This is a genomic window from Chitiniphilus shinanonensis DSM 23277 (genome assembly GCF_000374805.1).
In the GTDB taxonomy this organism is placed as follows: Bacteria; Pseudomonadota; Gammaproteobacteria; order Burkholderiales; family Chitinibacteraceae; genus Chitiniphilus; species Chitiniphilus shinanonensis.
Window position 1 is genome coordinate 105,379 of sequence record NZ_KB895336.1, and the last position, 12,372, is coordinate 117,750.

12 protein-coding genes are annotated in these 12,372 nt (G+C 66.0%); 10 read left to right on the forward strand and 2 right to left on the reverse strand.

Annotated features, from left to right (window positions below; translation table 11 throughout):
* The 3 genes from bioD (at position 1) to C556_RS19270 (ending at position 2,177) form a co-directional block, all read left to right on the forward strand.
* Positions 1-678 (forward strand): dethiobiotin synthase, encoded by a 678-nt coding sequence (bioD, locus tag C556_RS0104165; RefSeq protein WP_018746975.1) that lies wholly within the window; start codon positions 1-3, stop codon positions 676-678.
* Between the two features lie 153 nt (positions 679-831).
* On the forward strand, positions 832-1,398 hold the full coding sequence (locus C556_RS0104170; RefSeq protein WP_018746976.1) for an SCO family protein: 567 nt from the start codon (positions 832-834) through the stop codon (positions 1,396-1,398).
* A gap of 17 nt (positions 1,399-1,415) precedes the next feature.
* A complete protein-coding gene (locus tag C556_RS19270) occupies positions 1,416-2,177 on the forward strand; it encodes a flagellar brake protein (RefSeq protein ID WP_018746977.1) in 762 nt (253 codons plus the stop codon).
* Between the two features lie 66 nt (positions 2,178-2,243).
* Here the strand turns inward: C556_RS19270 and adhP are convergent, their stop codons facing one another.
* Both adhP and C556_RS0104185 read right to left on the reverse strand, forming a co-directional pair.
* Positions 2,244-3,266 carry an alcohol dehydrogenase AdhP gene (gene adhP, locus C556_RS0104180; protein ID WP_018746978.1) on the reverse strand — a complete coding sequence of 341 codons (1,023 nt, stop codon included), beginning with the start codon at positions 3,264-3,266 and terminating at the stop codon, positions 2,244-2,246.
* Positions 3,267-3,395: 129 nt separating this feature from the next.
* Positions 3,396-4,319: an NAD-dependent epimerase/dehydratase family protein gene (locus C556_RS0104185; protein WP_018746979.1), complete on the reverse strand. Its 924-nt coding sequence runs from the start codon at positions 4,317-4,319 to the stop codon at positions 3,396-3,398.
* 18 nt (positions 4,320-4,337) lie between these two features.
* On the opposite strand from C556_RS0104185, the gene C556_RS0104190 reads away from it, so the two are divergent.
* The 7 genes from C556_RS0104190 (at position 4,338) to C556_RS0104220 (ending at position 11,846) form a co-directional block, all read left to right on the forward strand.
* Complete coding sequence (locus C556_RS0104190) at positions 4,338-5,366, forward strand: CDP-6-deoxy-delta-3,4-glucoseen reductase (protein WP_018746980.1); 1,029 nt, start codon at positions 4,338-4,340, stop codon at positions 5,364-5,366.
* Between the two features lie 84 nt (positions 5,367-5,450).
* On the forward strand, positions 5,451-6,146 hold the full coding sequence (locus C556_RS0104195; protein WP_018746981.1) for a response regulator transcription factor: 696 nt from the start codon (positions 5,451-5,453) through the stop codon (positions 6,144-6,146).
* A complete protein-coding gene (locus tag C556_RS0104200) occupies positions 6,143-7,414 on the forward strand; it encodes a sensor histidine kinase (protein WP_018746982.1) in 1,272 nt (423 codons plus the stop codon). Before C556_RS0104195 ends, C556_RS0104200 begins: the two co-directional genes overlap by 4 nt.
* A 116-nt stretch (positions 7,415-7,530) precedes the next feature.
* A complete protein-coding gene (locus C556_RS0104205; RefSeq protein ID WP_018746983.1) occupies positions 7,531-9,171 on the forward strand; it encodes a phosphoethanolamine transferase in 1,641 nt (546 codons plus the stop codon).
* The gene (locus tag C556_RS19275) at positions 9,159-9,905 is read left to right on the forward strand and encodes a phosphatase PAP2 family protein (protein WP_018746984.1); all 747 of its coding nucleotides are present in this window, start codon (positions 9,159-9,161) and stop codon (positions 9,903-9,905) included. The genes C556_RS0104205 and C556_RS19275 overlap by 13 nt, the downstream gene beginning before the upstream one ends.
* A 293-nt stretch (positions 9,906-10,198) precedes the next feature.
* Entirely contained in the window at positions 10,199-11,080 is an 882-nt protein-coding gene (locus C556_RS0104215) for a glucosamine kinase nucleotide-binding domain-containing protein (RefSeq protein ID WP_018746985.1), read from the forward strand.
* 25 nt (positions 11,081-11,105) lie between these two features.
* Positions 11,106-11,846 carry a GntR family transcriptional regulator gene (locus tag C556_RS0104220; protein WP_018746986.1) on the forward strand — a complete coding sequence of 247 codons (741 nt, stop codon included), beginning with the start codon at positions 11,106-11,108 and terminating at the stop codon, positions 11,844-11,846.
* The last annotated feature ends 526 nt before the right edge of the window (positions 11,847-12,372 follow it).

The following is a 12,372-nucleotide window of genomic DNA, read 5'->3' on the forward strand; positions in this document are numbered from 1 at the left end:
GTGAGCAGGCTCTACTTCATCACCGGCACCGATACCGACATCGGCAAGACCGTCGCCACCTGCCAGTTGTTGCGCGCCTTCGCCGCGCTCGGGCTGCGCGCGGTGGCGATGAAGCCGGTGGCGTCGGGCTGCGAGTGGCGCGACGGGGGGCTGTGGAACGGCGATGTCGCCGCCCATGCCGCGGCCGGCAACGTCGCCGCCCCGCTGGCGTTGACCAATCCCTATCGCTTTCAGCCGGCGATCTCGCCACACCTGGCGGCGCGCGAAGCGGGCGTAGGGATCGATCTGGAACACCTCGCCGCGTGTGCGCGGCAGCTGGGCGAGATGGCTGACGTGGTGCTGGTGGAGGGCGCCGGAGGCTGGTATGCCCCGCTGGGCGAGGACAGCACCATGGCCGATCTGGCGCTGCGGCTGGGGGCGCCAGTGCTGCTGGTGGTCGGCATGCGGCTGGGGTGCCTGAACCATGCGCGCCTGAGCGCCGAGGCCATCCACCACTCCGGCCTGCCGTTGGCCGGATGGCTGGCCAACCGCATCGATCCGCAGATGGCGCGTTACGCCGACAATCTGGCCACCCTGCGGCACAGCCTGTGCGCACCGCTGCTGGCCGAAATCCCCCATTCATCGGCGGCGGAACGCGACAGTCTGGCCGCCGAGGCCGTGCTAACCTTGCGCCCCTGACTTCGTATCGCGCTCGGCGATTGCGCCCGGCTTGCGCTGATCCGTCCGCCCGCTGGCGGGCAATGTCACAGGATGGGCGGCGCGGCTTGCCCCCACCGGGCCGGCGCGTCACACTGCCAGACAACTTACCTTTGTCATGCCAAGGCTGTCTTCATGATCCGTCGTCTGTTCTGCCTGATGGTGCTGGCGCTGCTGGCCGCATGTTCCCGCCCGGCCTTTCAGGGCAGCGACCTGACCGGCGCCTCGTTCGGCGGCGACTTCCAGCTGGTCGATCACACCGGCAAGGCGCGATTGCTCTCCGACTACCGGGGTAAGGTGGTGGCGCTGTTCTTCGGCTACACCCATTGCCCGGACGTCTGTCCCACCACCATGGCCGAATTGTCGGCAGCGATGAAGAAGCTGGGCGATAAAGCGGGGGAAGTACAGGTGCTGTTCGTATCGGTGGACCCGGAGCGCGACACGCCCCAGTTATTGGCGCAATACGTGCCGGCCTTCGACAAGCGGTTCGTCGGGCTGACCGGCACACCGCAGCAAGTCAGTGCGGCGACCGAACGATATAAGGTGATTTACCAACGTCAGAATGTGGCTGACGGCTATACGGTGGATCATACTGCCGGCACCTATCTGATCGACCGCAAGGGAAGGCTGCGCGTGCTGGAGAACTACGGCGCCGGCCCCGAGGTCTTCGCCCACGATCTTGCGCTGTTGATCGAGGAATGACGTTTCCAACCGTTGCCATGACCGAGCCTGAATTCAACGCGTTGCACCAGATCTCCGACGAAGAGGAAATCGGTCGTTATCGCTTGTCCAATCCGCTGGAAGTCGGCGCCGTACTGCGGCAACTGCAAAACCGTGCCGATTTCCTGACCGTGCACTTCGCCCACGGCAAGCAGCTGTTGTTGACGCGGATTCTGATGGTGGACGTGCCGGGGCGGAAGTTCTGCTTCGACTGGGCCGGCCAGGATGCGCTGAATCGCGCGCTGTTGTCGTCCGATCGCAACGTGTGCGTGGCCGCGCCGGACGGGGTGAAGGTGCAGTTCGTGATCGGCCGCCCCCGCGAGGCGCGCATCGACGGCCGGCCCGCCTTCCTGTCGGCGTTTCCCGAGGATCTGGTCAAGTTGCAGCGGCGCGAGTATTTCCGCATCGAAACGCCGCTGGCCAATCCCTTCATCTGCCACATCACCACCCGCGACGGCCACAGGCTGAGCCTGGAATTGCACGACCTGTCGCTGGGCGGCGTCGGCCTGTGGGCGTCGCCGGTCGCCGCCCGCCAGCTGGAGCGCGGCACGCGGCTGGAGGATGCGGTGATCGAACTGGGCGCCGCCGGCACCGTCCAGGTGGACATCGAAGTCTGCTCGCAACGCGCCATGCTGTCGCGCAGCGGCGAGGAGCGCTTTCACCTGGGTTGCCGCTTCCTCAACCTGACCCGTTCGGCCGAGGCCGGTGTGCAGCGGCTGATGGCGCAGCTCGAACGCGAGCGCAAGGCGTTGACCGGCTGACCTCGCTGCGACGCGCAAAAAAAAAAGGCCGCCCGAGAGCGGCCTTTGTCTTGCCGACGGGGCGCGTCAGAATTCCAGCACCACCCGGCCGAGCAGTTCACCCTTTTCCATCTTGGCGAAAACATCGTTGATATCCGCCAATTTGGCGCGGGTGTAGTGCGCCTTGACCTTGCCGGCCGCGGCGAAGTCCAGCGCCTCCTGCAAGTCCTGGCGGGTGCCGACGATGGAGCCGCGGATGGTCTTGCGACTGAGCACCACGTCGAAGATCGGGGTCTTGAAATCACCCGGCGGCAGGCCGACCAGCGACATGGTGCCACCGCGGCGCAGCAGCGCGATGCCCTGGTCGAAGGCGGCCGGCGACACGGCGGTGACCAGCACCCCGTGTACCCCGCCCACATCGCGCTGTACTTCGGCGGCGACATCGCCCTTGGTGTAGTCGTAGGCGCGATCGGCGCCCAGTTCGCGGGCGAGGGCCAGCTTGTCGTCGCCGCGATCGACCGCGATCACGTTGAAGCCCATGGCCTTGGCGTACTGCACCGCGACGTGGCCCAGACCACCGACGCCCGAGATCGCCACCCACTGGCCGGGACGCGCGTCGGTTTCCTTCAATCCCTTGTAGGTGGTCACGCCGGCGCAAAGGATGGGCGCGGCGTCGAACGGATCGAGCCCCGGCGGAATGATGCCGACGTAGTCGGCCGCCGCCAGGCTGTACTGCGAGAAACCGCCGTTCACCGAGTAGCCGGTGTTGTGCTGTTCGACGCATAGTGTCTCCCAGCCGGTGGTGCAGTAGGTGCAGTGGCCGCAGGCGTCGTGCAGCCACGGTACGCCGACACGGTCGCCGACCTTGAGCCGGGTGACGCCGGGCCCGACCTTGACCACTTCGCCGACCGCTTCGTGGCCGGGAATGAACGGAGGGGAGGGCTTCACCGGCCAGTCGCCGTGCGCGGCATGCAGGTCGGTATGGCAGACACCACAGGCGATGTTCCGGATCAGCACCTGGCCGGGGCCGGGATCGGGAATATCGACCTGGGTGACATCGAGCGGCTTGGCGAAATCGCGGACAACGGCCGCTTGGGATGGCGTGGACATTGAGGGCACCTCCTTGTGGGACCGGGGCCGCTGCCATGCCACATGGCGAGGCGGCCCAAAAGACACGCGCTCCGGTCTTTGTGGGGCCAGAACGCGTTGGTTCTCACAGTCTAGGAGCTGCTGCGTTTTTTACCCGGTGGATTTCGCGTGCTGGGCAAGTAGTGACAAAGCGCTGGGGTAGGCCAGCCGCAGGCGCAGTTCCCGCTTGGCGCGACGATTGTCGAGGCGGCGCGATTCGTCCAGGTAGGACACCATGGCCGGCGTCAGGCGCGTGCGGGCCTCGGCGCGGCCGACGCGCGGCGGACGCGGCAGCGCGTGCGCGTCGGCGACGAGGTCGAACCAGTCGCCCATCTTCAGCGGCAGGTCGTCGTTGATGTGATAGCTGCGCAGCGGCTGGCCGCGGAACAGCGCGGCGCAGACGGCGCGCGCCAGATCGTCGGCGTGGATGTGGTTGCTGTAGCTGTCGTCGTCGCGCTCGATGCAGACGTCGCCGCGCTCGACGCGCGCCAGCGGCAGGCGCTCGGCGGCGTAGATGCCCGGCACCCGCAGCAGCGCCAGTCCGACGCGCTGGCGCCGCGCCCAGGCGCGCAGGGTGCGCTCGGCGTCGAGGCGGCGCCGGGCGCGGTCGCTGGCGGGCTGGGGCGGGCGGGTCTCGGCGACCCAGGCGCCGGCGCAATCGCCATAGATCCCGCTGGTCCCGAGGTAGACGGCCAGCCTGGGGCGCTGTGCTAAACTCGGGCGCTTCGCGCGATGCGCCAGCGCCGCCACCAGGCGACGACTGCGCGGGTCGCGCTGCCCCGAAGCGGGCGGCGGCGCGCCGTGGATCACCAGATCCGCCAGGCCACCCAGCCGCCGCAGCGTCGTCGGGTGATCGAGGTCGGCGCAGACCGGCACGACGCCCAGGGCCCGCAGCCGCGCCGCACTCTCCGGCGAGCGCGCGGTGCCCAGGACGCGAAAACGCCGCGACAGCCAGGGCAGGGCGCGGCTCAGCACATCACCGCAGCCGACGATCAACAGGCGCCGCGGCCATTGGAATCCGGATACTTTCTGCATCGAACCAGTCTTGCGCGAATGACCAAGCAACTTACCATCCAGCCTTCGGGCCAGCAAATCAGCGTCGAAGACGACGAAACCCTTCTCGCCGCCGCCCTGCGCGCCGGTTTCAACATGCCCTACGGCTGCAAGAACGGCGCCTGCGGCGCCTGCAAGGGGCAGGTGCTGGCGGGCGAGGTGGAGCACGCCGACCATGCCGAGTCGGCGTTGTCCCACACCGAGATGGAGCGCGGGCTGGCGCTGTTCTGCTGTGCCAGGCCGGTGGGCGACGTGACCATCGAGTGCAAGGAGATCTCGGCCACCAAGGACATCCGCATCAAGACGCTGCCGTGCCGCGTCGAGAAGATCGACAAGGTGTCGCACGATGTGGCGGTGCTCAAGCTGAAGCTGCCGACCACCGAGCGGCTGCAGTTCCTGGCCGGGCAGTACATCGACATCCACACCAAGGGCGGCAAGAAGCGCAGTTTCTCCATCGCCAACGCGCCGTATGAGGACGACCACATCCAGTTGCACATCCGCCATGTGCCCAACGGCGAGTTCTCCGACTACGTGTGGAACGAGATGAAGGAGAAGGAGATCTTCCGCTTCACCGGGCCGCTGGGGTCGTTCTTCCTGCGCGAGGACAGCGACAAGCCGATCCTGTTCATCGCCACCGGCACCGGCTTTGCGCCGATCAAGGGCATGTTGCAGTACGCCTTCCAGAAGGGCATCCAGCGCGAGATGGTGCTGTACTGGGGCGCGCGCACGCTGGCCGACCTGTACATGCCCGAACTGCCCGGCGCCTGGCAGCAGGAGCACCCCAACTTCACCTTCATCCCCGTGTTGTCCGAGCCGCGCCCGGAAGACCAGTGGCAGGGCCGTACCGGCTTCCTGCACGAGGCAGTGCTGGAGGACTTCGGCAGCCTGGCCGGTTATCAGGTCTACGCCTGCGGCGCGCCGGTGATGGTCGAGGCGGCCTACAAGCACTTCGTCGCGCGCAAGCTGCCGCAGGACGAATTCTTCTCCGACGCCTTCTTCACCACCAAGGATCTGGTGACGAAGGTCTGAGCACTGCATCATGTCCGCTGCGCGCGGCGGAAGCCGTGCCGACGGGCCGGGCGGCTCGCTTGCCAACACGACTGATGAGGCAGTATGCGGATCCTGATCGTCGAAGACGACGCGGAAATCGCGGCGAATCTCTATGACTACCTGGCGGCGCGCGGACACGAGGTGGACGCGGCCCCCAATGGCCTGGTCGGCCTGCATCTGGCCACTGCGCACGCCTTCGACGCTGTGGTGCTCGACCTGGGCCTGCCCGGCCTGGATGGCCTGACCCTGGCGCAGCGGCTGCGCCGCGACGCGCATTCCCCCGTGCCCATCCTGATGCTCACCGCCCGCGACACCCTGGACGACAAGGTGGCCGGCTTCGATGCCGGTGCCGACGATTACCTGGTCAAGCCGTTCGCCCTCAAGGAGGTGGAGTTGCGCTTGCAGGCGCTGGTGAAGCGGGCGCAGGGCAGGGTGGTGGATCAGACGCTGCGCGTCGGCGCGCTGGAATACGACGAAGCCGGTGGCGAGATCCGCTGGCAGGGGCGAGAACTGGCGTTGCCGCCCAAGGGCTTGCGCCTGCTGGTGGCGCTGATGGCGCATCCGGGCCGGCTGTTCTCGCGCGCCGAACTCGAAGCCGAGGTATGGGGGCATGAGCAGGGAAGCAGCGACGCGCTGCGCACCCAGATCGCCCAGTTGCGGCGCGCGCTGACCCTGCCGGACGGGCGCTGCCCGCTGCTGACCGTGCATGGACGCGGCTACAAGCTGGTGGCGCTGGAACAGGAGCCCGGCACACGATGACGACCTCCGCGACGACTCCGGCCCGTGGCAGCCTGCGCTGGCGCCTGGCCTGGACCTTTACCTTGCTGACCATCCTGGCGGTGGTGGCGCAGGCGGTGGCGTTGTTCCTGAGCAGCGAGGAACAGGAAGAGGAACTGATCGACGAGGTGGTCAACACCGCGCTCGACGGCGTGACCGGCAGCCACGGCCGCGAAACCATGCTGCCGCCGCACCTGTCGTTGTTCCACGCCCCCGCCGGGCACCGCCCCCCGGGTCTGCCCGAGGGCATGGAGCGGCTGGCGCTGGGCAACCATGAGTGGTTCATCCAGGGGATCGAGTATCACGTCGGCGTGCGCGACGACGCGGGTGAGCGCTACTACCTGATGTACGACACCCGGTTGCACGAAGAGCGGCTGGAGCGGTTGCTGATCGCGCTGGTCATCGGCGTGCTGGTGTTGTCGGCGATGGCGTTGTGGCTGGGCCAGTGGCTGGCCGACGCCCAGTTGGGGCAACTGCGGCGGCTGGCGCAGCGGGTGGCCGAGGACGACCCGGCGCCGTTCACCGAGGCGGAGCAGGATGAAGAGGTCGCGCGGCTGGCGCTGGCGCTCGACGACTACCGCGCGCGCAATACCACGCTGATCGAGCGTGAACGGGAGTTCACCGCCAATGTCAGCCACGAGTTGCGTACGCCGCTGACCCGCATCCGCACCAGCGCCGAGCTGCTGGCCGAGCAGGACGGCGCGCGCGAGCGGGCGCAGCGCATCGTGCTGGCGGTCGACGAACTGGAGCGCCGCTTGCGCGGCCTGCTGTTCCTGGCGCGCGGCACCACGCCGCTGGCGGTGGAGACGGTGGCGCTGTGGCCGCTGGTGGAATCGCTGTTCGAGCAGTATCGCGAGGCGTGCGCCAGCCAAGGCATTCCGCTGCTCAACCTGGTGCATGCCGACGCGGCGGTGCGCGCCGACCAGGCGGTGCTGTCGCTGGTCCTGGACAATCTGCTGAGCAACGCGGTGCGCTACGCCGGCACCGGCGAGATCCGCGTCGAGGCCGGCCCTGGCTGGGTGGCGGTACGCGATACCGGCGTGGGCATACCGACCGATCAATTGACGCAGGTGTTCGAGCGGCACTACCGGCTCAGCAACCTGCCCGACGGCATGGGGCTGGGGCTGTCCATCGTGCGGCAGTTGATCGAGCGTTGCGGTTGGCGCTGCGAGGCGAGCAGCGAGCCGGGTGTCGGCACCGAGATCCGGGTGGTGTTCGACACGAACGGAGGGCCATCCCTGCAAGAGTGAGTGCTGAGCACTATGAATACCACCGGTGCTCACAAAAACCTCACGCGCGCCCGCGGATTTCCTCACGCGCGGGGCGATACGGTGCGAGCTTCGTTTCCCAACCGTGTCCGCCTGTCATGCTGTCGCTACCCCCCAAGTGGTTCCGTCTGCCTTCGTTGCGCCCCGAATGGATCACGCTGGTGGCCATCGGCTTTCTGCTGCTGTTCTGCAATGGGCCGTTCTGGTCCCGCCTGTTGGCGGTGCAGCCGCTTACCTCGGCGAACTGGCTGAGTTTCGTCGCCGCCTTCGCGCTGCTGCTGGCGCTGTTGAACCTGATCCTGACGCTGCTGGCCTGGCCTTATGTGCTGCGGCCGTTCCTCACCTTCCTGCTGCTGGCCACGTCGCTCGTCGCCTATTTCATGAACCAGTACGGCGTGATGATCGATGCGGGCATGGTGCGCAACGCGGTGGAGACCGATCCGGCCGAGGTGCGCGATCTGCTGACGATGAAACTGTTCGCCTATCTGCTGCTGCTCGGCGTGCTGCCGAGCTGGTTGTTGTGGCGTACGCCGATCCGCTGGCGCAGCACGGGGCGCGAGGCGCTGGTCAAGCTGATGGTGGTTGCCGTGTCGCTGCTGGCGATCCTGTGCATCGCCCTGAGCTACTACCAGACCTTTGCCTCGGTCGCGCGCAACCATCGTGACCTGCGCTTCCTGCTGACGCCGACCAACTACATCCAGGCGACCAACAGCTACCTGAAACAGCGGCTCCGCTCGGAACGCACCTTTACCCCCATCGGTACCGACGCCAAGCTGGGCGCCGCCTGGGCCAAGCGGCCGCGCAAGTCGCTGACGGTGATCGTGGTGGGCGAGACGGCGCGTGCCGACCATTTTTCGCTCAATGGCTACGGCCGCAATACCAACCCGCTCCTGGCCAAGCAGCAGGGATTGATCAATTTCGGCAACGTCTGGTCGTGCGGGACCGAGACTGCGGTGTCGCTGCCGTGCATGTTCTCCGATCTGGGGCGATCCAATTTCGATCGGGAAAAGGCCGAAGGGCGCGGCAACCTGCTTGATGTGCTGCAACAGGCGGGGCTGGCGGTGCAATGGCGCGACAACCAATCCGGCTGCAAGGGCGTCTGCGCGCGGGTACCGAATGAAGACGTGCGCGACAGCAAGATCCCCAGCGCCTGCCCCAAGGCCGGCGAATGCCTGGATGAGGTGCTGCTGGCAGGGCTGGGTGCGCGCCTCGACGCGCTGGACCGCGATACGGTGCTGGTGCTGCACATGATGGGCAGTCACGGCCCGGCGTATTACAGCCGTTCGCCCGATGCGTTCAAGGCATTCCGGCCCGAGTGCCGCACCAGCCAGCTCGACCGCTGTTCGCGGGAGCAGATCGTCAATAGCTTCGACAACTCGCTGCGCTACACCGACTACGTGCTGTCCAGCCTGATCGACCTGCTGCGCAGCAAGGCGGATCGGGTGGACGGGGCGATGATCTATTTGTCCGACCACGGCGAATCGCTGGGGGAAAACAATCTGTACCTGCACGGTACGCCGTACCTGTTCGCGCCCGACGGCCAGAAGCACGTGCCGGCAGTGATGTGGTTCTCCGACGGCTACCAGCGTGACTTCGGCGTGAACCGATCCTGCCTGGTCGCCCGCAGCGGACAGGCCTATTCCCAGGACAACCTGTTCCACTCGGTGCTCGGCCTGCTCGATGTGCAGACCAAGGCCTATAACCGCCAGCTCGACCTGTTCGCCCCATGCCGTACCTGATCGCCCGTGCCGTGGGCTGGGCAGGACAAGGCTGGCGCCTCAACGCATCGCGTAGCGCTCGATTCTGGCTGCTGCACCTGGGGTTGCCGCTGCTGATCGGCCTGTGGTTGTGGCTGGGCTACCCGGGCACCGGCCTGGATGACCTGATCGTCGGCCATTACTTCGACCCGGTGACCCGGCACTTTCCGCTGCAGAATGCCCCGCTGCTCGCCAACGGCCTGCACAGCGGCACCAAGATGCTGTGCATCCTGGTCGGCGTGGTCATGCTCGGGCTGTGGCTGATGTCCTTCGTGGATACGCGGTTGCGCGGACATCGGCGTCGCGCCGGCTGGATCTTCCTGGGCATGTTGCTGTCGAGCACCGCGGTCAGCTTGCTCAAGGCGCACAGCATTCACCACTGCCCCTGGGATGTAGTCGACTACGGCGGCTATGCGCCGCACCTGGCGCTGTTCGAGGTGTTGCCGCCAGGGATATCCCCCGGACGCTGCTTTCCGGCGGGGCACGCATCGGGCGGTTTCGCCTTGATGGCGTTCTATTTCGGTCTGCGGGACAGCAGCCCGCGGCGGGCGCGCCTGGCCCTGTGGCTGGGTCTGGGCGTGGGGTGGGCGATGGGCTGGTTCCAGACCATGCGCGGTGCGCATTTCCCTTCGCATACCCTCTGGGCGGCGTGGGTGGTTTGGCTGGTGTTGCTCGGACTGTATTGCTTCTTTCCGCCCACGGTCGGAAAGGCTTGATACGCAGAATATTATTAATTAATAATTGTTCTGTGTGGCGTATGCTGCACTCCTTTCGATTGGGCCCCGTTATCCATACGGGGCTTTTTTTGTTGAGCTATCGCATTGACACGGGTATGCGCTGCTCACTAGATTGGCATCCTGGTCTGATCCAGCAATGGATTCGACAACGAGGAACGCCGCGCCATGCAACGCCTTCGCTGCATCCGCCGTCGGCAAGTGGTATGAAAATCCAATTCGAGTGGTCTCATCGCGATGAGGAGCCACCCTGCTATGAACAAAGGAAGTCTGGCATGAGCAAGATCCAATATCTGATCGGCGTGGATGGTGGCGGTACCGGGACGCGCATTTGCATCGCGGGGCTGGATGGCAAGGAACTGGTACGTGCCGAAGGCGGCCCCTCGGCGCTGGGGCAGGGCATCGACAAGGCCTGGACCAACATCACGCTGACCATCCGTGCCGGCTTCGAGAAGCTGGGCATCGACAAGCCCGATTTCGGCGCGTGCATCGCCGGCTTCGGCCTCTCGGGGGTCACGGTCAAGGCGTGGGCCCAGGAATTCGAGAACAAGAACCCCGGCTTCGCCACCATCGTGGTGGAGACCGATGGTTTCTCCACGCTGCTCGGCGCGCACGACGGCGCACACGGCGGCATCATCGCCATCGGTACGGGCTCGATCGGCGAAGCCTGGCTCGCCGACGGCCAGCGCCTGGAAGTGGGCGGCTGGGGCTTTCCGACCTCGGACGAGGGCTCAGGCGCCTACCTGGGCCTGAAGGCAATCAACCTGGTACAGCGCGTGGTCGACGGACGTGTGCCTGAAACCGATTTCACCCGCAAGCTGACGTCGGTTACCGGCAACACCCGGGAAACCGTCTTCGAATGGATGGCCACCATGCGCCAGGGCGAGTGCGCCTCGCTGTCGCCCATCGTGGTGGAATTCGGTGAAACCGATCCGCTGGCGCGGCAGTTCCTGCTCGATGCCGGTCGTGAAGTGGAAATCATCGGCCAGGCGCTGCGCCGCACCGAGCCGTCGCTGCCGCTCGCCATCTGCGGCGGCGGTCTGTCGCAGGCCCTGCGTCCGTACATTCCCGCCTCGTTCCTCGACACCACCAAGCTGCCGCAGAAGGATTCCTGCGCCGGCGCCCTGATCCTGGCGCATCGCGCCCTCACCCCCTGATCCACCCCACGCTCGGAGTGTAGCCATGCTGGCTCAGCAGAAACTGCTTGTGCTGAAACCTGACCCGGACAGCGCGACGCCGCTTTACCTGCAGCTGGGCCACAAGCTGGCGGCCGCCATCAATGCGGGCTTCTGGAAGGCCGACGAGCCGCTGCCTTCCGAGCGTACCTTCTGCGATCTGCTGGGGGTGTCGCGCGTGACTGCGCGCAAGGCGCTGGACTTGTTGTTCGAACAGGGGATGATCCTGCGCCGCCAGGGCTCCGGCACCTACATCACCCCCAAGCTGGAACAGCCGCTGGAGCGGCTGACCAATCTGTCGGAAATGCTGAAGATGCGCGGCTTCACGCCGGGGTCGCGCTGGCTGAAGCGCGAGGTGGCCACTGCCTCGGGCGAGGAGCTGCTCAAGCTCAACCTCGCACCCAACAGCCGGGTGACACGTCTGCAACGGGTGCGCATGGCCAACGACACGGTCATGGCGATCGAAGAGACCGCCCTGCCGTATCACCTGGTGCCCGAGCCGGAAGCCATCGGCGACTCGCTCTACGATTACATGCGCAACGCCAAGCTGACTGTTGTACGGGCGATACAGAATATCGGTGCCGTGAACGCCACACCGGAGCTTGCTGCGCTGGCCGATATCCCTGCGGGGGAGGCGATGCTGCATCTGGTGCGGGTCGGTTTTCTCGAAAATGGGCTGGCCGTGGAGTTGACCCACTCATGGTTTCGTAGCGATTACTACGATTTCGTCGTGGAGCTTCACAAATAAATCCTTGTTGAAAAAAGGATTTGCTTCGGGTCGATCTCATCGATTTGTAGTCGGCACCCACTGCCAATTGCGTATCGGCTACAAACATCCGTCATGCGCCCGAATGGTGCCTCCGACCGCATGCAGCGCACCGTCATGCGGCAATCCCGCAGCCCAAGCAAGTGATGTTCACCCCTACTGCTGAATTGTTGTAACCTGCGTCAGCGTCGGATTTCCCCGGACGGCCGGTGGAACCTTGAGCTTCACCGGGGCTGGCGGTCGGGAAGAAGGGGCGGCAACGCTTGGCCAAGGGTGCGCAAAGCAGGTGGGATTTGCGCCTGGATTGCGGCGGGAGCGTAACGGGAATTCGCGGGTGTATCACGCGGGTTTGGCAAGACTTCGTCCAATTTGACACGGCAATCGGCGAATGATTAAGGTTAGTTCGCGCTTTTTAAGCCAAAGGATGCGCCGGCTTCACCGCACGGCGAACGTCCCTACAAATAACGAAGATTCGGAGTCGAAGATGAAATTGAAGCCTACCCTCGCC